At 58.4% G+C, this 22,971-nt stretch carries 21 protein-coding genes; 3 read left to right on the plus strand and 18 right to left on the minus strand.

Annotation, left to right across the window (positions count from 1 at the left end; all coding sequences use genetic code 11):
- Positions 1–38 precede the first annotated feature (38 nt).
- Entirely contained in the window at positions 39–2,267 is a 2,229-nt protein-coding gene (locus AAFG13_RS38675) for a hypothetical protein (protein WP_342710224.1), read from the minus strand.
- Between the two features lie 164 nt (positions 2,268–2,431).
- Here AAFG13_RS38675 and AAFG13_RS38680 point away from each other — a divergent pair, with 164 nt between their 5' ends.
- Positions 2,432–2,896: a hypothetical protein gene (locus AAFG13_RS38680; protein WP_342710225.1), complete on the plus strand. Its 465-nt coding sequence runs from the start codon at positions 2,432–2,434 to the stop codon at positions 2,894–2,896.
- 28 nt (positions 2,897–2,924) lie between these two features.
- On the opposite strand, the gene AAFG13_RS38685 is transcribed toward AAFG13_RS38680, so the two are convergent.
- The 11 genes from AAFG13_RS38685 to AAFG13_RS38735 form a co-directional block, all read right to left on the minus strand.
- Complete coding sequence (locus tag AAFG13_RS38685) at positions 2,925–4,820, minus strand: HAD-IIIC family phosphatase (RefSeq protein ID WP_342710226.1); 1,896 nt, start codon at positions 4,818–4,820, stop codon at positions 2,925–2,927.
- A 7-nt stretch (positions 4,821–4,827) separates the two neighbouring features.
- Positions 4,828–5,526, minus strand: a complete 699-nt coding sequence (locus AAFG13_RS38690; RefSeq protein ID WP_342710227.1) for an SDR family oxidoreductase — start codon at positions 5,524–5,526, stop codon at positions 4,828–4,830.
- A 77-nt stretch (positions 5,527–5,603) separates the two neighbouring features.
- Complete coding sequence (locus tag AAFG13_RS38695; RefSeq protein WP_342710228.1) at positions 5,604–6,035, minus strand: MaoC/PaaZ C-terminal domain-containing protein; 432 nt, start codon at positions 6,033–6,035, stop codon at positions 5,604–5,606.
- A 1-nt stretch (position 6,036) separates the two neighbouring features.
- Positions 6,037–6,282, minus strand: a complete 246-nt coding sequence (locus AAFG13_RS38700; RefSeq protein WP_092124791.1) for an acyl carrier protein — start codon at positions 6,280–6,282, stop codon at positions 6,037–6,039.
- 103 nt (positions 6,283–6,385) lie between these two features.
- Positions 6,386–7,399: a hypothetical protein gene (locus AAFG13_RS38705; protein ID WP_342710229.1), complete on the minus strand. Its 1,014-nt coding sequence runs from the start codon at positions 7,397–7,399 to the stop codon at positions 6,386–6,388.
- Complete coding sequence (locus AAFG13_RS38710; protein ID WP_342710230.1) at positions 7,399–8,514, minus strand: hypothetical protein; 1,116 nt, start codon at positions 8,512–8,514, stop codon at positions 7,399–7,401. Before AAFG13_RS38710 ends, AAFG13_RS38705 begins: the two co-directional genes overlap by 1 nt.
- A gap of 127 nt (positions 8,515–8,641) precedes the next feature.
- Positions 8,642–9,844 (minus strand): MBOAT family O-acyltransferase, encoded by a 1,203-nt coding sequence (locus tag AAFG13_RS38715; protein WP_342710231.1) that lies wholly within the window; start codon positions 9,842–9,844, stop codon positions 8,642–8,644.
- A gap of 261 nt (positions 9,845–10,105) precedes the next feature.
- Positions 10,106–12,628 (minus strand): carboxypeptidase-like regulatory domain-containing protein, encoded by a 2,523-nt coding sequence (locus tag AAFG13_RS38720; protein WP_342710232.1) that lies wholly within the window; start codon positions 12,626–12,628, stop codon positions 10,106–10,108.
- Positions 12,629–12,765: 137 nt separating this feature from the next.
- Entirely contained in the window at positions 12,766–14,937 is a 2,172-nt protein-coding gene (locus tag AAFG13_RS38725) for a hypothetical protein (protein ID WP_342710233.1), read from the minus strand.
- 54 nt (positions 14,938–14,991) lie between these two features.
- Positions 14,992–15,537, minus strand: a complete 546-nt coding sequence (locus AAFG13_RS38730; protein WP_342710234.1) for a hypothetical protein — start codon at positions 15,535–15,537, stop codon at positions 14,992–14,994.
- A 693-nt stretch (positions 15,538–16,230) separates the two neighbouring features.
- A complete protein-coding gene (locus tag AAFG13_RS38735; RefSeq protein ID WP_342710235.1) occupies positions 16,231–17,079 on the minus strand; it encodes a primase-helicase family protein in 849 nt (282 codons plus the stop codon).
- A 330-nt stretch (positions 17,080–17,409) separates the two neighbouring features.
- Between AAFG13_RS38735 and AAFG13_RS38740 the strand changes: the two genes are divergently transcribed.
- Complete coding sequence (locus tag AAFG13_RS38740; protein WP_342710236.1) at positions 17,410–17,799, plus strand: hypothetical protein; 390 nt, start codon at positions 17,410–17,412, stop codon at positions 17,797–17,799.
- A 1-nt stretch (position 17,800) separates the two neighbouring features.
- Positions 17,801–18,748: a UDP-glucuronic acid decarboxylase family protein gene (locus AAFG13_RS38745; protein ID WP_342710238.1), complete on the plus strand. Its 948-nt coding sequence runs from the start codon at positions 17,801–17,803 to the stop codon at positions 18,746–18,748.
- Positions 18,749–18,788: 40 nt separating this feature from the next.
- On the opposite strand, the gene gspM is transcribed toward AAFG13_RS38745, so the two are convergent.
- From gspM to AAFG13_RS38775, 6 genes are read right to left on the minus strand one after another with little or no spacing between them, the layout of a single operon-like run.
- Entirely contained in the window at positions 18,789–19,361 is a 573-nt protein-coding gene (gene gspM / locus AAFG13_RS38750) for a type II secretion system protein GspM (RefSeq protein WP_342710239.1), read from the minus strand.
- A 3-nt stretch (positions 19,362–19,364) separates the two neighbouring features.
- Positions 19,365–20,414, minus strand: coding sequence for a PilN domain-containing protein (locus AAFG13_RS38755; RefSeq protein WP_342710240.1), 1,050 nt, complete (start codon positions 20,412–20,414; stop codon positions 19,365–19,367).
- Positions 20,414–21,349 (minus strand): hypothetical protein, encoded by a 936-nt coding sequence (locus tag AAFG13_RS38760; protein ID WP_342710241.1) that lies wholly within the window; start codon positions 21,347–21,349, stop codon positions 20,414–20,416. The genes AAFG13_RS38755 and AAFG13_RS38760 overlap by 1 nt, the downstream gene beginning before the upstream one ends.
- Complete coding sequence (locus AAFG13_RS38765) at positions 21,346–22,083, minus strand: prepilin-type N-terminal cleavage/methylation domain-containing protein (RefSeq protein ID WP_342710242.1); 738 nt, start codon at positions 22,081–22,083, stop codon at positions 21,346–21,348. Before AAFG13_RS38765 ends, AAFG13_RS38760 begins: the two co-directional genes overlap by 4 nt.
- On the minus strand, positions 22,080–22,580 hold the full coding sequence (locus AAFG13_RS38770; protein ID WP_342710243.1) for a prepilin-type N-terminal cleavage/methylation domain-containing protein: 501 nt from the start codon (positions 22,578–22,580) through the stop codon (positions 22,080–22,082). Before AAFG13_RS38770 ends, AAFG13_RS38765 begins: the two co-directional genes overlap by 4 nt.
- On the minus strand, positions 22,519–22,968 hold the full coding sequence (locus AAFG13_RS38775) for a prepilin-type N-terminal cleavage/methylation domain-containing protein (RefSeq protein ID WP_342710244.1): 450 nt from the start codon (positions 22,966–22,968) through the stop codon (positions 22,519–22,521). Before AAFG13_RS38775 ends, AAFG13_RS38770 begins: the two co-directional genes overlap by 62 nt.
- Between the last annotated feature and the right edge of the window lie 3 nt (positions 22,969–22,971).

Consider the following 22,971-nt stretch of genomic DNA (forward strand, 5'->3'; position numbering starts at 1 on the left):
CGTGCACAGGATCGTGCACAGAATCAGAGATCGCACGTTCAAAACCTCTTGCTTCCCGCCAGCCCTTCGTCGCGCACGATCGTCTCAAGGCCGTCGGCGAGCAGACGTCCCAGCCATTGGTGTCCATGGACAGAGAAATGCGCATCGTCCGCATATTGGAGCGGTTCATGTCCTGCAACCGAGCCGTCAGGGGCGGGTGCCTGAATGCAGCTGATTCCAGCTTCCTTGCAGAGCGCTGAAAAATTCTGCAACTCCTGCTCAATGCCCATGGGAACGGTTCGCTGATCCGGCAGGGTTATCTTGTTGGCGCATGTCGTGGATTTGCGACAGTTTGCCTGGTCAAGAGCTGTTAACATCGCAATATGGGTCCGCGGGAAATCACTTTTCAATTTCTTGATGATTGCCAGCAGCAGATCGAATGATGCCTTTGCCTCCGGAATAAAGTCTTCGCGTGGAATCGAGAAGGCTTGGTACATAGGTAGACCCGGGAGCAGCGGGCTTGGATCAGGCGCGACCGCATCGAGCGCCCAGACCGCATCCCAATTCCGGAATGCAAGTTGGCCTCCCTTGTCCAAATAAAAATTGTCGAGCGGGCTATGTTCGTAATTGTAGCCGAGACTTTTCTTTATGAGAGCGGCGTTCAACTGTAACGCGTAGGCGGCATTGTGCTCGAACACGATGATGTCGGGATCGAATCTCATGCCGTAGTCGCGTATGGCTCTGTAGTTTGCGCCAAGATTTCCGTTGTCTCGCCCTGCGGAGATTACTTCGACACAGCGCCCGATCTTGATGCCTAGCTCTGACTCGGCAACGAGATTGAATTTTTCACCAGGTTTGACCTGCAGTGAAACGAGACCGCTTCCGCCAACAACAAAGATACGCAAACAGCGATCTCTGTTTTCAAATACTCGGTCTCGATCCAGTTGCCCGAAATTGTTGGCGAAACTGATCCCGGCAAATTCCTGAACAGAACCTCCGCCAGGCCAGCTCGTAACGCGATGCGGCGCGTATCGATAATAGCTGGGGACGCCTTCGACCGTAGCAAAGCCCCCCTCGAGCTTGACCGCCTTCGGATTGGGAGGCAAGTGCGCTGGATTGGGGAATTCTGGTCCCACGGGGATCGTGACATGGATTTGGCCTACCGGCAAAAGCCAACGCCCGGAGCTCGCATAATACTCAACTCCTTTTAAACGAAATCGGAGCGAGACGGGCTGGTTTGGTGGCAAGTCCGTAACTCCAAAGCCATTGTCGAGCGAAAGCTCAACATGGCGTCGGCGGCCATCCTCAAACACCAGCTCCAGTGACGATCCAGGTTCAGGTGCCGCCCAGGTTATCCGGCCATAAATACTTGCCGCTTCGGATGGATCAAAGATTGTTCCACTCTTCGTGAACGTTATGGCGCGAACCGCAAAAGCGGTATTCGTCATTCCCTCAATAGTCAGGATCCAACGACGAATGTGATGATCCTGCCCGCTACTCAATAGTGCATCGTGAAGTTCGCGCGGAACCGATCCAACCAGACGATGGTGTGCGGTCTCAGTCAGCGATAGGTGTGTTCCATTCGCGATACTCGCATCGACACCTTCCGGCTCATTGCCGCCTGCGGGCGCGGCTTGCGAAAGCCCGTCATCCCCCAATCGAGATTGCCACACAAAGACACGATTATCGTCGAGTGCCACTGCAATCGAGATCTGTCCTGCGTCGAGCGTATCGTTCGACAGTTCGACATTGATTTGATCAACATCTGCCGGCTCCGAACGATCGGGAGACCAGATCAGGCGCGCAACTTGCTGCTCGGAGGTCAGGATTGCAGCATCAACACGAATCGGACCAATACGGCGTTGGGTAAAGACACCACCATACACTTCTACCAGGCCGGCCTTTTGATACAGATCGACGGGATCTAGGAAAGCCAACCTTTCGTTGGCACCACTTTGCGACTTCGCTGCACTTTGGGAGTTCGCTACGGAAAGCTTTTCGCTTGCAGCCAAACGCTCGAAGCGAAATTGTAGCGCTGCCAGATCATGTGCGAGACTATCGGCCTTTTCCGATTGTGCTTTAGCTGGAGCGAGTTGTGTTCTAATTGCAGCGAGTTCCTTGGAAATTCCTTCGATCCTGGCGGCCTGCTCATTTTGCACATCGTGGATGCCCGTAATCACACTCTTGATGCGCAACCATTGATGCTTTGCAATGGGGAACCCAACGGCGCCAACAAGGGCCACAGCCACCACTAGGGTGACGATCCCGATCGTGATTGAACGCTTCATCTTCCCCAACCCTGGAGGCACACCAAGCTAACCGGAAGCGAATGCCATCGGTCGGCCTTATTAAATGTCTTTTATGTGTCTAAGCCGACGCTACGAACGTGACAAGGGACTTGACACACCCCAGGCCATCAGAGAGATCTGGCCGCAACCAAAGAGCGATTGAAATGAACTGCTACTTTAAAAAGGCTTTGGCCGTGGCCACGCTGGCCTTGTTCGCGCCAGATGGGCACGGTGCGGGTTCGTTGAGATGGATCGTTGCCAGTGCAACTGCTGCGGAGGCGCAAGGGGCCACTTCCGGGCTTACGCTAGATGAAAAAGATCAAGCCGCCGCGGTTCGTGACGATAAACTCATAATTCTGCTAAATTTTCAAAACGTGCGCGAGGGACTTGAGCGTAGTCCCGATAGTACCGCGGTCGTCGTCGCGACTTCAGCCCAATATGCAAAAGCTTACCTAGCCAAGCCCGAATACAAACAAATCAAGCAGACGACGGTTTATCCTGTTTTCATACAGAGCATGGACGAGTACAGAAACGCAAATTTTGCCGGAATGAAACGGCTCGGCACAATTACGTTTGAACGAACCGACTCTGGCGTATTGATCAGCGACAATAAATTGATGCTTCATTAGGTCGGGCCGATCTTGTTCTTTAGTATCATCAATCGACGGTGCCCGCACGCTTGATAGCCATCGGCACATCTTTGGGTTGGTAGTTGATGAGTTCAAGCGACCACACGGAGCTGCCATCCGGCTTCGTCTCCACCTGGGCAAAGCCAAGTTTTCGGTAGTGGTCCGCCACCATATCGTTTCGGCCACTCGGGCGGTAGATACCGATAAGCTCTTTGCCGCCCGATTGCTGGACCCGCGCGACAAGTTCGTTCAGGACGGCCTGTTCGACCCCGCGCCCCAACACCCTGCAGCTCATCAGCCATGTGTCCACCGTCCAGCCAACGCCATCCGCTCGTGCAATAATGACGCTAATCATGCCGTTGTCGCCGTAAGAATCGGCCAAGCGTACTTGATAGGTCAGTACGTCTGAATTGCCGCCCAGTTGCTCGATATCGGCCTCTGTATAGCGCCGCGTCGTGAGATTAAATTGATTGGATTTGTTGATGAGCTGCGTGATCCGGCTACGACCGGCGTTGTCGAAGGGGCCGATCGTCATCACCATGTTCAGCGACTTCAAATATGAATTCAGGTCACGGGCCTGGCTCTGCAACGATGCCCGTTGCGCATTGGCCTGGTATTGCGCCGCGCGCTGACGATCTTCGTCCAAAAACGCTACGGCTTCAAAATAACCTGCGCCCATCACGTAGTGCGGATACAGCGCTGGATCTTCGCCCAACTCAGGTACCGCAACCTGGGGAAGGGCTTGTCGAACCTGGCCGCGTTCCACCGGGTTGTCGTCGACAAAGACCAGAGCATCGAGGCCTATATTCAGCGCTTTTGCTACCGCTTCAAGATTACTCGCCTTGTCGGTCCAGTTGGCCTGAAAGACGGAAATATGTTCCTCCCGCAACAGCATTTCTGGATGTTCGGCAAAGGCGGAGCGAGCGACGCGCTCGTCGTTTTTGGAGCTGATCGCGAGCATAATTCCACGGTCGCGAAGGTCGAGCGCCATTTGCTGAACGGCAAGAAACGCCTCGCCCTCGGCCGAACCTTGTCCAAGCACGATACCGTCCAGGCCGTCATCGCCGATCACACCTCCCCACAGGGTGTTGTCGAGATCGAGCACAAGACATTTGCGCGACTTGCCCACGAGCGCACCGATGATCCGTGCGCAATAGTCCGCATAGATCGGTACATATTGCTGCGCGAATGGAAGCTTCGCAATATGCCATTGAGCGGCATTGAACCAATTCTGAACGCCGAGATTCTGCGCAAGGCCACAGACGTCAAATATCACGTCGGGACTTTGACGAAGCGTCTCACCAACATCCTGATTGAAGCGCTGGATCCGTCCGCGTTGGGTTAGCTCAAGTTTCGCGTCCAAGCTTCCGAACAGTTGTTCCGGCGGGCAGGCGACGGTCTGGAAAATGAGCGTTCCCTTGTACCGTTGCCTGAAAGCATCGCGCAGCGTGTTGAAATAAGCTACGGCATTTTCGACGCTGCCTGTTATTCCAAACTGCAGGTCTTCGTAAGCCCGATGATCCAGCGCCAACAGAATCGCATTTGGCTCCGACTTAATGACCTTGGAGTCGGATTCCGTCGCAGCCTGCATCACCTGGTTGAACTCTGCTTCGACGATGCGAAGGTCCACGCCATATCGCAATGCGCTTGCGCATAGCGACGGTGCGATCAGTTTAGTCGTGGCATTGCTGACCAGGCCCAGCTTGAATGGCTGCAAGCCGGCAATCTGCCCGCCCTGCTTTTCGCGTACCTCACCCAGCGTCCGTGCCAAAACGTTCAACTGGCTCTCATTGAGCGAGTGCTGCGACAACGCCCGCAACGCGTGGGCCCCATTTGCCGGGGCGCCATCGATCTCACGGCACAATCGCCTGAAGCTCTCAGGCGCGGGCGGGAGCCAGGGCAGTAACGATAGGTCGAAATTCATGGCAGGCTCACTTGATTGCGCTCAGCGCGAGACGATCAACGATTTCAACGGCGACATCCTCGGGCTTCGTAAATGCACCTTGCAGGCGCAGTTGGTCGAGAAAACGCTTGTCGAAGACTTTCAGCATATCGGTCTCGGTAAATCCTGGCATAACCGAGGACACGCGGAGCCAGGGAAATTCTGAATTGAGCTGCGCTATAACACCGAGAAGGCCGAATTTCGAGATGTTGTAGGCACCCATGCTGCTCATTACCTTCGGAAGAGCGGATGCGGCCTCCGGGACCCCGATTGCCCCGGTCAACACCGCGGCGACGGATCCGGCCTTTCGGGGCCTGAAAAACTGCCGGACCAGCTCGGCCAACAGGTATTGCGGGCCGACTACATTTGCCGTCCAGAACAGGGAATGATCGGCAGCAGAAATCTTGCCGAACGGAGCAACCACGGGGGGCGGAGAAGCTGCGAGAACCGCGCCGACAACGGGGCGGCCGTCCTTGGCCAGCAGCGCGATGCCATGATCGATCGATGACGGGTCGGCCATGTCAAAGGCAATTGACAGTCCCCCGCACGCTTCCGCGATCGCGCGCGCCTCGTCGCTTTTATGCCGACGATGTCCAACGACCGGCACCAGTCCCTGGCTGCCGAGTTGTCGTGCGACACATCGACCAATCCCGCCTGTAGCGCCCGTGATGACAACAAGACCGCTCACACTTCCTCCGGAGGTGGTTCAGGGCGGCTCTAATCGACGTGGAACGTGCAGCGAGCGGCCCGGTGCATGCAAGTCAACTATGAGAGATGCAGCGTTGCCAAAGCACTGGCCGTCGCGATGGTGCGCTCACCGGACGCTACCTTTATTTTGAGCGACAGGCTACGTGCGGCTTCTGAATAGTGCGTGACCTCAGCAAAAATGTGCGCGGCCTCTCCGACATATAGCGGTTCGCGAAAGTCGATCTTCAGCGAACTCCAGATGCCCGCGCTTCCTGGCAGTCGCATACCGATAATCCTGGAAATCTGGGCGACAATCATGGCGCCATACACGACAGACCCCTTAAGGCCGCGGCCACGCGCAAATTCCGGATCAAGATGCAGGGGATTGAAGTCACCTGAAATGCTCGCAAACGCCTGTTGCTCCGTTTCGCCGACAACGAAATCAAATTCGGCCGTCGCGGAGCTAAGCTCGGCTATGTCAACGAGACTGATCGGTGAATCCGTCTTCAACTTATCGGCCGTCCTTTTTAATGATGCTTTCGACCACCTGGCCGACGTTTTCGAACGATGATACCTCGGCGGCCGTGAAGCGGACGTGAAATGCCTGCTCGAGCGCTACGACGAGACGAATGTGGGCCAGGCTGTCCCAGCCATCGACATCAGCCGCGACCGTCGTTGGCTTAATGACAATGCCGTCATCATCGAAGACGTCGGCGAAAACCGGCTTCATGCGTTCATAGATTTCCGCCTCTGTCATCGAAACTCCAGCTCATTTTTCATGCCGCCCGGGCGAGACGGCTAAATACCAAAACCATTCGGGCATGTTATCAGGCGAGACGTCTTTCGCAAGTTTCGCGAGATCACGCCGGTGTTCGAAACAGCAGGCCGCCCCATTGTGCGGCAAAAGCAGGAGAGGCGACCATCAACCATGCGCCGGCGGGCGGCTGCCGACGTTCGAGGTATTGTCGAATCGCAAAAATCGGATCTACGCCGCCGAAATGGGCAAATCGGAAGTCTGTTTGAAGACGCGTCAGCAGTTCGCGATGTTCGCTAAAAAGAATGGGAACGCGGTTTTTCCCGGTCGAAGGCAAGAATATCGCCTCGATATCTTGCTGCGTCAAACCTTGCTGCGCAAGAAGCGCGTCCGTAACCGCAGCGAAATGCAGCTGTTCGCCGCGAACATAGTTGATCTGTGCCTCGGCATTCTCGAAATGAACCTTGATCAGGTGGTCGTCAGCACTTGGCTGGCCGCCGGGCGCGTCGCCGAAATCGATGCGCATCGCTCCCCAGTCTTCATTACTCGACGACTCGGAATAGCCGGCGACTTCAAGGCCGGGACCCTGGCTTGCCGTCAGGACAATCGCCGCCGCGGCGTCCCCCCAAAAAAACGCACCGTGATTCATATTTCTGGTGTGAGACGACGCGCGACAACTGGTAACGACCATAATGTCGCCGCGGTCAGGATCTGCTGCGAGCAGTCGCACCGCCAGATCAATTCCTCGGAGAACGCCGACACAGCCCTGAGCCAGATTAAGGCATTCCGCTTTGCTCGATCCAAGCGCAGCCCGGACGGCAACGGCCGGAATTTCCAAACCGTAAGATGTAATCAGTGAGGGCGCCGAGATCACCATGCGGATATCGTCCGGTGCAATCTGGCATTGCCTCAGCGCATCACGGCCCGCGTGCACCATAAGCGCCGTCGAGTCCTCGGTAGAAATATGCGTAATTTGTTGCCCAAGGCGCGGAAGTCGCTTGGCCTCATCAGCCGTCAGAGGCAGCGTCGAGATCTCCACCGGCTCGCCCGGAAAGTGAAACCCAAACCCCCGGATCCGGATTCGCGGTCGATTGTCGGCCCGTACGTTCATGCTTGCCATCAGGGCTCCCTCCGCAGTTGCGGGATGGATTGGCTTAGGCCGTTCTCAACGATATTTCTGGCGACGATTGCGTTCCCCGCATCATTTAGATGACCGTAGTCGAGATAGTACTGCTTGCCGATGTCGGGGAGGGGCGGCAGGAACATAATTCCGCGATTCTGGTAGGGCAGGAAAATCGCCGTAAGCGCGTCCTGCAACTTCTCATAATGCTGCGCATCCATCAGTTCGGCGAGTTGGCCTTTTTCTTCTGTCGCATAGAAAAATACAGCGCATTGCGCATTCGACGCCAGGCCATCAAGCGTTCGCTTCAATGCGGCGATCTGAGGGTTGTCATCTGTAAGGGTGACCGCGCCATATCTGTTCTTTGCCTTTATCGTCAGCAAGATATCATCGAGCGGATCAGCTTCCGCCGGTGGTCTTCCTAGTTGGCGATCCAGCCGATCGCGCAAACGCCTTATCACGCCGGAAGGCTCTCCGTCGAAAACGCGCCACTGAACAAAATCGCGCATCCGGTAAAGCCGCCAATGACTGAGCGCGAAGTCCTGCAGCGTGGTTTCCGTCCGCGACGTCCACGCCCGGCGTGTATCGTCGTCATGCAAATTAAAGGAGCTGTCGATAACCATGGTCGAGAGCCACGGCCGACTGTATCGATTGCTTTCCTGTGAAAAGTCGGTTGAAAAGGCGCGAAGACTAATATCCGCGACGATACAATCAGGTTTGAGCGGCGAGAGTAGCCGCACGACCTGTTCAATATCGGTCGGCAAGCCGCCATTCATGGCAAGGTTCATGATCGAAATTGGCTGTTGAGGAAACCTCTCGTGCAGGATCTGTCCGACGTGCGCGGGAATGGTGTGCTGCCGCCAGTTCGCGTCGCCGGCTTCCTCCATGCGGCGACCGTAGACCACGGAGTCGCCCACGAATGCGATGCGACGTCCCCTTAGTTCCCGGAAATAATCCAGCTTCGCGTAAAGCGTGGCGGGTGTCTGAATGTCGACGGCATCTGCCAGAAAAGTAGTCGTCTTGGTGGCGTACCCGATCGCCGCGTCAATCGCTACAAAGGCAATCAGTACAGCGAGCAGCAGCCGTTGCAGACTTGGCGGAGAAGCTTTCTTCATTGGATCCGCCGGCATCAGAAATTCTGGTAGGCAAAGATCGCCAGTTTCGAGTTCATGAAATACAGGATGATGACGATCTTCACGACGATAACGGCGACTTGTAGGATCGTTGGTTGCAATGATCGCATTAGTGCCACCCGACCAGCCGTTGATAGGTTGTGATCGCGTCAGGTAGCGACCCCTGCCACCAGATCATTGTTAGCGACACGAAGGCGTAGGTCGAAATTCGCCCGGTCCACAGACTGAGTGCTGTCTGCGACGGCGCATACCGTACGCCGCGTGCTTTTGCCTTGGCGCGGGCAAATTCACGTCGGATCTGGATTGCAAACAATACGGCGCCCTGGAGTATTCCGAAAATCAGGAACCCGATGGTCGTACCGTGCCACATCGCCACGAGTACCATGGTCACGACATAGATCGACGCGATCGCGTACATCTGCTTCTCGCGTGGTACGTTGACAAAGACGGCTTTGCTGAGCGGCGAGAAAACGTAATCCTGGATAACGGAGCCGAGCGACATGTGCCAGCGGCCCCAGAATTCCTGCAAATTACGTGAGGCGAATGGTGCGTTAAAGTTCTCTACGATCCGGAAACCCATCAGCGCAGATACTCCGATAACGATATCGCAATAGCCGACGAAATCGAGATACAGCAGTGCCAGCGTGGAAATCGCGCCAATCCAGAGAACAGGAGTTGAGAGGTCATTTACGTGCGGCATCATCGAAAAGATGCCGAGATCCATGAGGTTGTCGGCAATGACAAACTTTTTGATAAAACCGTTGAGCACCCGGTTCAGGGCATCGAAGCTTGCTGGCTCAAGCGGCACGGGCTTGTTGCTTGTTTCATTGAATCGATGAAATCGCTCAATCGGGCCCGCCAGAAGTGTTGGAAAAAAGATCATATAGTTGAGGAACGTCAGCGGACGCAGCCGGTCGCCGGGAGCGACTTCGAGCACAAACGTGATCGCCCGAAATACGATATAGGAAATGCCGATAAGCTTTACCGGATGGGCATGGAATGGATTGACGGCGCCGAGAAGGTTGGGATCCTTCAATAGAAACAGGGCGGACCAAAACAGCGCGACAATAAGAAACGACGTGGCAATCGACCAGAAGCTTGCATTCGCAGCCTTGCTCACGCCCAACAGATAAACGATGGCCAAAAATGCGGCCAGCAGCGCTAGCTGGTCCCATTCCGTGATGAAGGTTGCGAGGAAATAGAGGCTCAGCAGCAGGACCACGAGCTCGCGCATCAGCCGCGGCGCACATAAGCGGCAGGCCAGAATCGCCGCAAAGGTGATGAGGATGAAGCTGAACGAGTTTAGAGCCATTTCTCTACTGAAAAGACGTTTGCGAGCGGTCTCGCCCCGGCGACCCTAGCGAAAAGCCGAATGCGGGAAAACGGCCCCAATTCCGTGCTTTCCGGTCGGGATCTGGAATGAGGCCGATATCCCCTATTTTATTGGCGGTCAACTGAGACTGAATACAGGGCCTATCCTGTCGGCGGCCCCGCGTGCCGGTCGTCCTTGAGCTGCGGGCGGCTCAACCCACCGGACCAAACAGGCAAATGGAGTGAAATTGGCTACTATGGTCTAATGCCTGCACTCGTTTATCGCGATGTCGAGTTCCGCTTCGTTTTTGACAACCTCGATTTTACGGCCTTGCTGCGGGAAGCACGACAATCCGCTGGAACCGAGCGCGCGGATCGTAAGCTGCTCTTCCCGCTTTCGGTGGTAGAAGAAATAGTATCCATCCACGTCTGTGGTGGTGTCGACGACTTCGCCGGACGAGGAGGTGAGTTGTACCGGCACCAGGGCCAGCGGAGCGCTTCCGTCGCGCGTGACGCGGCCGGCAATGAGCTTTCCGCCGTCCGGAGCCTCGCCGTTACCTGAGGGACGTAGCGCCTTGAGGTCACGAATGTCGATGGCTTCGCCGGGAGCCGCATTAGCCAGCGAGATCCGCACCTCCCGAACCCGTCCGAGCGGCAATGGCGGCCTCCGCCAGTCTTGCTGGTTTGCCAGTGGCTTTGGCCAGGCGAGACGCGCGATGTCAAGCGTGTGCGCTCGCCACTGGTCCGGGACCGTCAATGGGGGGACCACCCAGACGCTCGAGCCTTCGTGGTCTGCTGGCGGCTGTGCCGATTCCAGAGCCGTTACGACGCCGCCGTCTTCCATCAGCATTTCGATTTTCAACGCGGCATCGGAAGATGCGGCTGAACTACCGGCCGTCGATAAACGTTTCCGGATTGCAAAATGCAAATGACTGGTGTTCCAGAGATCGAGGCTCCAGGGCTTGAAAACGATCCCGGCTTGCCCCGCAGTGTCGGCTTCGAGGCTGACGAAGTCGTTGGCCGGCGTCACGTCGACGAATTTGCCGGAGCGGATTTTGACATCGCCGCGGTCCTGCAACGCAACTTTTCCGATAATCGGCGTTGGGGCGTTATCGCCGACGATCGTAATCGATGGCTTGCCGGTCTCATCGGGTGGGTTGCGGGTAAAGGTATCGACGGATTTGCCCCCGACGTTGACCGAAGCCTGCTCTGGATCGCTAACATAGAGTGTAAGCCCATGCAGGTCGCGCGTTCCTGCCTTCAAATCCGGGACAGTGACATGCGTGACGGGATCTTCCCAAGGCGTGATTTCGACTGAAGATCCGCCCGCGCCGACCTTGAGGTTGGGCTTAATTCCCGCCTGCATGATCTGGTAGCCGAACCAGGTATTCGCAGGCGGCGACCACGGGCGCCGATCGAGGCTCACGCTTCCGTCAAAATTATAGACCTGGTTGGCGAGCCTTCTGATCCACTTCAGTGTTTTAGGTGTGAGCGGTTCTTCCTGCGAGGCCTTAAAATCCGAGCCGCCTGACCCGAAGTGCGTATACCAAAAATGCCTTACTCTCTGCCCCTTGTTGATCAGATAAAGGCTGTCGCTCAACAGTACCGGCAGCGCATCGCCTTGAGAGATATCGCAAGTGGGTGCGCAATACAGCGAACGGCGATCTTCTTCTGACATTTCCGGCGCGGTCAATCGCATACCGTCCGCAAAAGCTTGGACACTCGAAGGGTCGAAGTTAAATATTGATGTTCGTCTAACATCGTAGAGGCCGTTGTAAGTCGTGGTCAAATTCGTAAGGTCGGAAGCTGTGCTGGCAGAAACCACGATGCTAAACTGATCCGTTCCGTGGGCCGGGAAGTATGGCCAGACGCCTCGGACAGAGAGTTCGCGGAGCAAGTCGGAGTAATACGCATACGTGTCTATGCGATCGGCCATCGCTTCACGGTGAACCACTGTTGCGGGGTCGGTAAAGACGGTGCCAGGCGTTCGGGGGAGATCGAGTGCTGCGCCTTCAATTCCAAACCCTGAAATCAGAGTGTTTCCACCGTGCGATGTCGTTATCTGGGGCCGAATATTCCAGCGCTTCAGCCATGGGATTTGGTCCAGCACGATCTGCCGGCTGAAATGATCGCGCTCCACCCGGATGAGGCTTACGGGACAGCCCTCCGCGCAAGAGGGAGCGATGAAGTCTACACGATCAATAAGCATTGGATTGATCGCCAGCGGCGTCGATCCGGAATTGGTGGATGGAATGATGACTTCGACGATCCACCCGAGTTTGCCGACTTTGACTTGGACCGTTTTTCCTCGGCCAATAGAGCCCGAATTGAAAGACATGTTATTGCCCTGGGTATCGTGCAGGGCGATCGTCAAATCGGCTGGCGGCTTTGCGGAAAAATAGAATCGAACACTTTGGGCCTCTTGACCGGAGATAGCGACGGGAACCTTGGGTAGTTCTTGACTGGTTCGGACGGCAGACAGCGCAAGGGGAGGATCAATCTGATTTTGTAGTTGTAGAACTCCGTCCTCGCTCCAACCGTGGAAATGATCGATGTTACCACGGTGCCATTGGCGGAGTAACAACGCGAAGGTGGGTTCGCTGCCGGCGCCTGAATTGCGTCGATTTAGTCGCCCTGGTCCCAAGAAAAGTGCTGACGTCAGGGGAGTGCCGCCCTGCGGCCACAGCGAGTCCGATATCGTCAAGCCGAGATCTTCGTTAAAGACCCGGTGGATCGCTGCCCCGTGCCACGGACGCTGCTCATCGACATCGCTGATGAAGCTCACGACGTGGGAAAATGGATACGGAAGCGGACGAACGACAGGATCGGGCTCTGCTGCCTTCGCCGCGATCGGAAGCAGCGCAATGCAGAGCAAGAGCCGGGTGCTTACCCGAGCCGCGGTCTGCGATGGTCGCCATGTTCTCATCTTGAAGGCGCACGCAAGATATCCGCCAACGGTGCGGTCAACTGCTGAGCCAGCCATTGATGACCGAGTGGCGAATAGTGACCGTCGAATTCGAATGTCAGCAGGTTTGGCATCTCGCCGTAGGCATCCGAGAAGGTCGGATTGATGCACTGATAGTTGTTTTTCTGGCAGTATTCGGTCACGTCTTTCGCATAGATTTTTGCGCCGACGGGGACAGTCCTGCCATCCGCAAGCGTCAATGTCGTCTCACAGCCTTTGCGGCATTGGGCCTGGTCGATGCCGGTGTGGAAGATGAATTTCTGGCCAGGATGATGCTGCTCGATGTACTTGACTATCTCTGTCCAGTACCGAAAAGCCTCCTTGCCGGGATCGGGCATCACGTCAAAAGGCACACTCAACGTGTAGCCGAACGGAATGCCCTTGACGTACTCCGGATGGGTTGGCTTGCTCATAAACACCGGATAGACGGGGGATGCCGCACGAAAAGTGAAGGATCCGCTCTTGTCATAGTAGAAGTTCGGCAAGGCGCTATTTTCCGGATCGAAGCCAAGGCCATCGTGCAGCATTTGCGGGTTGACCTGATAGACCAGACCGGAAGCCATCGACACCAGCGTGTGATCGACATTGAACTTAGACGTATAGTCACGAATGCGAGGATAATTCGTACCAAGGTCGCCATTGTCGGTGGCGGCTGAAATCACCTCGACGCATCTGCCGAGCGCAACGCCGAGCGTTTCCTCAAGGATGATATTGAATTTCTCGAAGGCCCGAACCTGAAGCGCGACCATATCGCTGCCGCCAGTGCTCGCCAGACGAACGCACTTATCAGGATTATCGAAAAAACGGTCGCGATCTTGATAGCCGTGATTGTTGGTGAACGTCGTCGAATCGTATTCCTGCACCTGGCTTCCGCCGGGCCAATATTGACGTGAATGGGGTTCATAGAGAGCGGAGTCTGGCGAAGGTACGCGCGGTCCCACAAATCGTGCTGTCTTTGGATCGGGAGCGTGTCCATCGCTGTTGAAGTAGTGTGGCTTCATGTCGATCGAAATGTCGTCCCGGCTATAACCCGGTACGAACCACCTTCCGAGGGTCGCGAAGTGCTCCAGCTGCGGATACCGCACGCGCAGCGAGACGGGTTGCGCGGGATCGATGCCTTTAAAGGCAAAGCCGCCATCGGCCCCGAGCGTTTGTTTGGTCACCCGGCCGGAATCGTCAAGCAGTTCGATCGGCGTTTCCGGGGGAATATCTGCTCCCGACACGCGCCCCGATAACGTGACGCCAATGGTGGTGGCGGCGGGCATTGGCCGGATCAACGCCAGACTTTTGAAGCGTACCGTTGTCCCGGCTGCGCCATTTATTTTCACAAACCACTGCTGGATCTGGTCGCGCTGCCCATTGCGAAGCTGCAGCACAAGATTTGCCGGCAGTGGAGCAATCACCTTGTTTGCCGACGGATGAGGTTCTCCAATTGAGTTCGCCGCATTCGCCTTTGCGACGATGTCCGTTGGAAGCAGCGGAGGTAGAAGCCCTGTTGGAGCGAGGGTGGGCGGTCCAAGATTGATCGTATAGGCGCTGGCCTGACCGTCCTTGCCAATAAAGCCAATGGTGAGCTTTCCCGCAGTGGGAACCGCTGCGAAATCCACCTCCAGATGCGTCGCGTCGCGGGCTGGACTATAGTCCGGTGACCAGATGACCCAGGCTTCGTCGTGCGTGATTTCGAGATCGGCCTCACTGACCCGAATTGCTCCGCTGCGGCGTTCGCGCAGGCTTGCTCCATAGATCTCGAAAAGACCATTCTTGCGATACGGACCGACCCGGTCGAACAACGCAAACACCGGGGCGCCGACGCCGCGGTAATCGCTGACAAGGGGCGGGCGATCGGAGTTGCTTCCGAAATTTGTCGCCAATGACAGCGATTCAAGTTCCTTGATACGCGCGTCAAGAGCCCCGATGCTCGCGATAAGCTGCGCGTTTCCAGCCGGCTGCCCTTCAACGACAACCGTCTTCGGAGGCGAGGGCGGCACCATCGCCGGGAGTTTCTGAGCCAATATTCGATCAATGCGAGTGTTGATATACTTTCGCGTCAGCTCATAGCCGCTCGCAACGACGGCACAACCCACGACGATCAATATCGTCGTTACAACGTTCTTCTTTACCTGGGTCATTTTCATGGTCGCAGAAAACTTTCGCCGGAGCAGCGGTGTTAATTTGAAACGCCCTTACGGATTGAAGGAGATCTTGTTTTCGGTGCGGACAACGTCGCGATTATTACGCTCGAATGTAATGGTGCCGAAGCGCTTCATGCCGCTGAAGTTCGCCCGATTGTATTCGTCCATGCTGTCGACGGCGATCAAATAGACAACGACCTTTGGGAGCTCGGCGAATTCAGCCTTCGCGAGGAATTCTCGCGCATATGCGGTCGCCGTCGCCGCCATGATGGCCGGAGCTTCCGCTCCGTCCTTCTTGAGTTCCTCGATGCTTGGGTTGAGGTCGAGGACAAGGATGAAATAGGTGTCCTTCTTTGCGACAGCACGGCTCTTCTCCGCAACGATGAGGGGCTTGGAGTCAGCAGCCCAACCCGGTGTCGCGCCAAGAAGCACGATTGTTACAAGCGCCGATATCCAATCCCGCAAGGACAACAGGCGAACCGGGCATTTCAATTGACCAGAGTTCCTTTGATAAGTTCCCGGCGAGATGAGCCGCGCAAAAAGCAAAGGCCTTAAGCCAAAAAATCTGTAGCTAACTGGAGTGGCACGATGGGTCAAGTTACTGTGTCTATGCCTTGGGCGGTTTCAGTTGGGGCGGCTGGGTACCGTGATTCGTCTCGCAAATACTGGGCTTCTTGAACGTCGTGTTTCTTTGGGCGCGCCGTTCGGCAAACTGTTCATGTTTTTTGCTAGGGCCGATAACTCAACCATGGCATCCGATAGCCGAAGATCACCGGGCGATCCAGTGCTTTGTCCTACATGACAGGGGCAAGGCGAACGGAATTGCCCTCAGTAACAGATGTTCGGGCTGGCTGCCCTGCAGGATTACGCACTATCAAATTGCACGAAGGGTCGCGCCGTAAACAGCGGGTCCGCTTTGTCTGCCGATGTTGTTATATGTATTGCGCAAATCTGCCAGGAGGCCCTCTGGGTCCTCCCGAGGCCCCAACCCCTACGGACCAAACGCGCCCCGAAAACTCGCCAGCCGCAGCCGGAATTTTCTGACCTGACAACCCTGTCAACTTGACGAAGGTCGCGCGTCAACCGTGTCAACCCAGAATCTGAAGTCTGCCGCTGGAGGATTTTGGGGGGGGCGCTTGGGCCGTAGGTCAGCCGGGTCGGTGAGGGATCCGCGCCACGGCGACGCGATACGATTGCTGCGGCTATTCGGTAGGGCGTTCACTTACCGCGATACCGCGGCCGAACCATCGCATCCCAATCGGCAGTCGTCCTAGACAGGCGCGGCATCATCTAAGTCCGACACCGGCGGCGCTCGCTCTCTCCCGAGGGAAGCGCCGGCCAATCGACGGGCTGGCCAAGCAGCTCGTCAAACGCCAATCGGCATTGATCTAGCATCGGAAACTCGTAGCACCAAGTCCGCTTTATTACGCCAGGTGAAACTTCAAGCGAAGGATGAGGCTTGCGCAAACCTGGGACCAAGTTTCCAAGGCGCTTGCCAAATTCGGTGGCGCCACGCTTGCGTCCGACGCCGGTCTGAGGAGCGAATTTAATGTACTCGGCGTGAAGGTCGTCGCACCTGATCAGCGAAGGCCACTCGTCGCTTTCGTGAAGGCGGTTGAACCAGAAGTCGTTGATTGTATCGAGAGATCGAATTTTCTGCTCAAGCAGTGCGTTCGTTTGGGGCAGACGCCACAGGTCACCTTGGCTTAGGTCAAACGTGAGCAAGTCATGCAGCAGTCGTTCGCGGCCACCGTTATTCAACTCCTCGTTCATCTCCGCAAAGTACGTGCGATTTTGGGCGCAACGCGGATTCACGTCGAGAACGACGAATCGGCGTTCGTCCATGCCGGCGGGCACGACCCAGCCCTCGTTCGACGACATAATCGCGCGAACAAAATTGCGCAGGCGGATTGGATCGACGCCCTTGGATTCGATCATCTGCACTTCGCTGGTGATCAACCCCTTGAGTCGGCGCTCGGCCGCCTTGTCGCCCGCCCACACCGCCTCGTTGGCTTGCAAGAGCAGGCAACTCGCCATATGCGCATTGAACTGTCCAGTGATGTAACGAGCATCGTCAACTCGAAAGTAATGGGACGCAAATAGCGCGGTTCTCAAGTTTGCGATCGCTGGATTGTTCAACTGAAATCCGATCCATGCTCAGAAAAATTTCTGCACGTTAGGGCAGCGTGAATCGTCGGAGTTCACCAGGCGTGTTTAGCCTGTGCGAAGTCCCATCAGTTCATCTCGCGTACCGCAAGCTCTGCCGGATGGCCCGCCGCGAGCGCTCGGTACTGCGCAGGCATTCACGCATCGCATTGCGAACGAGACAATTACAACGGGAAACGCCATAAAACTGCAATGGCGCGATGCTATCCTTCATTGCCTGCCACGCGGCAGCTGCAATCAATGTCCGCAGTGCGTTCGCCTCACATGCATCGCTCATCTTATCAACGGCTCGTTGTGACGGCGATGGCGGCGATGCTCTCGTCTGCTGCGGACGCGGCTGAATTCACCATCGTCAACGCCTCGAACACGCCGCTGCAGCACCTCTACATTTCGCCGTGCGGGGCAGGGCAATGGGGGCCGGACCAGTTTGCCGGGGCGTTGCCGCCTTCGCGATTTCACACGGTCTCGCGCATCGTGCCGGGCTGCTACGATATCCAATTCGTGGTTGCTCCCTGGAATAGCTGTGTCCTTGCCGGCGCGTCGCTTCGCCGCAACGAAGTCTGGAAGATCACACAGTGGACGGTGTTCGGCTCGCAGAGCGGCGATTGCTCGCATGTCGCGGGCTATGTTCCCGCGGCTCGGCGTGCGTGGGTCTGGCAACCGGCTTCAAGCCCCGACATGAAGAGAGAGTGACGTGGCAAAGGTGCTGGTGACCGGCGGAGCCGGGTTTCTAGGTTCGCATCTGTGCGAGCGGCTGGTCGGGCAGGGCCACGATGTGCTCTGCGTCGACAACTACTTCACCGGCAGCAGGGCCAACATCGCGCATCTGATCGGCAGTCCACGCTTCGAGATCATGCGCCACGATGTAACGTTCCCGCTCTATGTCGAAGTCGACCAGATCTACAATCTGGCGTGCCCCGCTTCGCCGATCCATTACCAGTTCGATCCGGTGCAGACGACCAAGACCAGCGTCCACGGCGCCATCAACATGCTCGGACTTGCCAAGCGCGTGAAGGCCAAGATCCTCCAGGCCTCGACCTCGGAGGTCTATGGCGATCCGGAAATCCATCCGCAGGTCGAATCCTACTGGGGACACGTCAATCCGATCGGGCTGCGCTCCTGCTATGACGAAGGCAAGCGCTGTGCCGAGACGTTGTTCTTCGACTATTGGCGCCAGCACGGCCTGCGGATCAAGGTTGTGCGGATATTCAATACCTATGGTCCCCGTATGCACCCCAACGATGGTCGGGTGGTGTCGAACTTCATCGTCCAGGCGCTCGGCGGCAACGACATCACCATCTACGGAGATGGCCGCCAGACCCGCAGCTTCTGCTACGTCGACGATCTGATCGAGGCGATGATCCGCACCATGAACACGCCCAACGATTTCACCGGGCCGATCAACATCGGCAATCCCAGGGAGTTCACCATCCGCGAGCTGGCCGAGCAGGTCATTGCCATGACCGGATCAAGAAGCAGGCTGGTGTTCGCGCCGTTGCCGTCCGACGACCCACGTCAGAGGCAGCCGGACATCTCGCTGGCGCGTTCGGTGCTCGGTTGGGAGCCGACCATCGATCTCGGCCGTGGCCTCGAGCGAACGATCGATTACTTCCGGGGCCAGTTGAGAGCAGCGGCCGAGTAGCTTTCCTCGGGTTCGCCCGCTCTTGCACGGTTGCGATCGATCAAGCCGTCCGGCGGCGCCAGAAAGCGTGCACCGTCAGGGTGACCTTCAGGACCGGATCACCGGCAGTTCGCTCGGTGGATCCCCCCGGCTGCACCAGCAATGCGTCGACGAACACATAGGGCGCGCCGCTTTCAAGCCGGTACAGCAACGTCTGCAATGCCGCCAGCGTGGCATTGAGGGAGATCTGGAGCCTGATGGCGTCGTTCTTGTCGTCGCGATCAGCGGGAATCCCGGACGAGACCAGCACTGCGTGCTGGTTCAGCACCAGTTCGGACAGATAAGCCTGGAGCTGCGCGGTGGCGAGGCCGCTGGTCGGCGCATCGAGGAAAGCCGCCGCCGGCGCAGCGAGGCGTTGGGTCTGTGTACGCTTGTTGGCGGTCGGCCGCGAACGCAGCTCGAGCGCCGCCAGTTCGTCGCGCTGTTCGGCGAGGTGCTGCAGGGCGCTGGAGCGTGCCTGCAACGCGCCCGCAATCGCGATCGCGCAGATCAGCAGCAGCGCGCAGAAACCGCCGGTCGCGAGAACTTGCTCGCGGTTGATGTCGAAGTTGAGGTTCAGCTTCGCCTTCAGCACGCTTCACTCTCCATCGATCCTGACATGCGGCTCGACGCGTGCCTCGATGTGAAACACGAAGCGAGCGCCGTCGGCATTGCGCGTTGTCGGGGCAAAGAAATGCACATCCCTGAAATGTCCGGAGCGCTCGAGCGGTGCGATCAGCGACGGTGCATCGCCGGCGAGGCCCACGATGCGCAGCGTCGAACCGTCCATATTCAGTTCCGTCAGATAGGACGTGTCGGGGAGGGCGCGCGACAGTGCTTCGACGACGACCACCGCGACCGGCGATGTCTCCTTCAGGGCGCGCGCGCGTTCGGCCGGCGCGAGCGAGGCGATCGCCTCTTTCGACGAATTGCCCTTGATCTGGCGCTGCAGCGTCGCAAGGCGCGATCCGATCTCGTCGCTCTCGCTGTCCGCGGATGCAGCGTTCATGAAGGCCGAGACGTTGACCACTAGCGTCAGACAGACCGCAGCGACCATCAGCCCGACGACCATTCGGCGCGTCCGCGAGAGATTGCTGTCGGTCGCCTCAGCGAGGCGGGACCACAGCGTGACCGTTCCGTCACCGCGGTCCTTGCCCGCGACGACCCGGTCGACCCGCAGCCCCAACGCGCCGAGTTGGCCGCACGCGTCATCGAGTGTCGCGCGCGAGGTGGCGAGGATCTCGACATTGAGGATGTTTGCATCCGCGCTGGTTGCCACATTGAAGCCGTAGGCGGCCTGGCTCGCCCGCCACGGAAACAGTCGCTCGATCTGGTTGCGCACGATGCCGGCTAGCAGATCGCGTGCCTGCGCCGGAACATTCATCGCGCGCGAAACGATATCGGAGGCAGGAAGCTCGAGAATGACGAAGGATTTCTGTGCGGCGCGGATGATCTCATCCGGTAGCGCATTTTCCGCAGCCCCCGCCGCGAAGGTCGATCTCGCCGATTTCGTCGCGTCTTCAACGACCCAGTCGCTGCCGACCCTCGTCACCTTCAACCAGTGCCTGGCGCGGCGGCGCTCCTGCCAGCCGAGCCAAAGACGGGCGAGGATGTCGATCCAGCGCCGCATGATCAATTCGATGTTCATCAGCGCGCCTCCAGCGATGCGACGACGCCTGTCCTTGCGAACCGCGATATCGGTGTCCAGGCCAGGACCCGATACGGTTGCTTGTCGTCGGGGAGCAGCACGATGAACGCCCTGGCTGCGGCGCTGTATCCGCCGGTCGTGCCGGCGACGAGGTCCACCGCGACCACATGCGTCTGCGGAACCTTCAGGTATTTCTGCGCCGGTCCGAGCAGGAAGGAGAGCCGCTCGGGATCAACGAACGGCGAGCTCCGCATGTCGAGGAAGGCATCAAGATGCTCCGCATCGAACGACGGCAAGGCCCGCAGCACCGCGACCGGCGCGGTGAGCGGATTGACGCCGTCGCTGCCGAAGACGGTGATCAGGGGCGCCATCGCTGCCATCCATTGCGGCTGCATGCCGGGGATATCAGCGATCTGCCCAATGTCGGTGAACGGCGCGGGCGCTGCCGCCGGCTGGTCAGGTGTACCGGGTGCCGGTGGCTTCGCCGCATCGCCCGGCCGCGGCTGCGCATCGTTCGATCGCGCTTGCCCTGCGATGTCGCGCAGCGCGACGATCCGTTGCGCGACGATGCCGGCATCGTCATCCTCGGCACCGACATAGCGGAGCAGTGAGGCGAGCAGTTCGACCGGTGCCTTTCCGATGTCGATCCGGCCGCCCTCATCGCTGATGGTAAGCTGAACGGATCCGGTCGCGAATGTCAGCGTAGCGGTGCGCTCGGCGGGCGGGGCGTCTCGCAGCGCCGCAACAATACCGGCGGCGGCCTCGAGACCCGCGGTCAGGAGTCCGTCGGCTTGCACACGCTCCCGGTCGATCCGAACGATGCCGGCGAGGCTGCGAAACGTCGTCGACGTTGCCATGGCGAGGGCGGCGCACAGCGCGATCGCCCACAGCACAGCGAGCAGGACCATGCCGCGTTGGGTGCGAAGGCTGCTCATCGGCGCGCTCCTGGCGGCGGATCCTTGGCCGGCGTCTCCTTCGGCGGTGCGGACTTGCCGGTGACGCAGTCGGCGTTGGCTCCCGGCTGGGCACAGCCGATCGGCGCGTCGGCGCGCAGCGTGAACTGAACGCCGGGCAACAGATCGGCCCCGCTCGCGCGGTCTCGAACGGTCAGCCGCACCAAGCGCGGCAAGAGCGGCTGCCCGATCCATGTTGTGCTCCAGGACAAGGTGCCGTCCGGACCAGTGCTTCCGAATGCAAACGCGATGTCGACCTGACCTTCGATCACACCGACGGGGTCCTGCAGTGCGACGCTCGCAAACGGCGTGCGTTGTCCTTGCCATCGAGCACGGCGCCGGACCAGATGGTTGACGCCATCCGTCTCCTCGACCTGCAGGCTGACCACTTCCTCACCCCGGCCGCCGCCCGCACTGCTTCCGGTGACGAACGTCATCTGGTTCGCATCGCCGTTGAAGGCGGCCGTCGCGTCCGCGCCGTCACCCTGTTTCATTTGCCGGGCGGACCCGATGTCCGCCGTGAGGCGGTCGACCGCGAGCAGCAACTGATCGGTCTTTCCCACCAGACCTGTCCTGCGGTCGAAATTCAGCGCAACGTTGTTGATCAGAACGGCGGTTGCGGCAATCACCGCAGACCCGATCGCGAGCGCGGCCAGCACCTCGATCAGCGTGAAGCCGGATGCCGCACGGAGCCCGCTTCGAAGCGCTGCGCTCATTCGTCGGCTCCCAATCCGAGCCGCAGCGTATCCGCGCTGACCGTCTGTCCGGGCGCCCACGACACTGTCGCTACGAGATGATATGCGATCCAGTTCAGGCGTTTGGTGCCGGGCTCCTCCTTCTTGTCCGGTGCGGCTGCGGCCGGCGCATCCCGCCGCACGGCCATGGCATCGACGAACATGGGCTCCGATGTGACGGACCAGCGCAGACCGGCGGTCTCGCCGTCACGCGTTCCATTGGCGAGGATCGAGCGGTCGACCGGCGAATCCAGGATCGTGCGCAACATGACCTGTGCCGCAATACGGCCGTCGATCCGGTCCGCGATCCGGCGCGCGTAGAACAGATGCGGACCGAGCACCGACACGAACGCGAGCAGCAGCGCCAATGCCACCAGCGCCTCGATCAAGGTGAACCCCGCACATGCCGAACGAGGATCAGGGCAGATCGACCGCAACGCGGCCATTATACCAGTTGACGTCCACCTCATAGCGCACATTCTCCCACGAGAATCTCAGCACCGATCCGGTCGAAGCGCCGTCCGGCTCGAACCGCACCACCGCCTGTCGTCCCGACCAGAGCTCGTTCACGCCGATCACATCGACCCGGACGTCGCGAGGGATCGCAATCGTGCCGGCCTGCCCGACGATCGTTCGCGCATTTCCGTCGAGCGACACGCGGCGGCTTTGTCCGGTGAGAATTGCCGCAAGCCGCTCGCGTCGCAGCAGCGCTGCGGTCTGCAGCGTCAACGCCTTCAGGCTGGCGCGCCCGGTGCCCGGAACCATCGTCACCACCAGCGATGCCAACATCGCGATGATCAGCATCACCGCCATCATCTCGATCAGGGTGGAGCCCGCCGTCGAACCGGTGATTGTCGCGCGCGTCATCAG

It is taken from the genome of Bradyrhizobium sp. B124 (assembly GCF_038967635.1).
Lineage (GTDB): Bacteria > Pseudomonadota > Alphaproteobacteria > Rhizobiales > Xanthobacteraceae > Bradyrhizobium.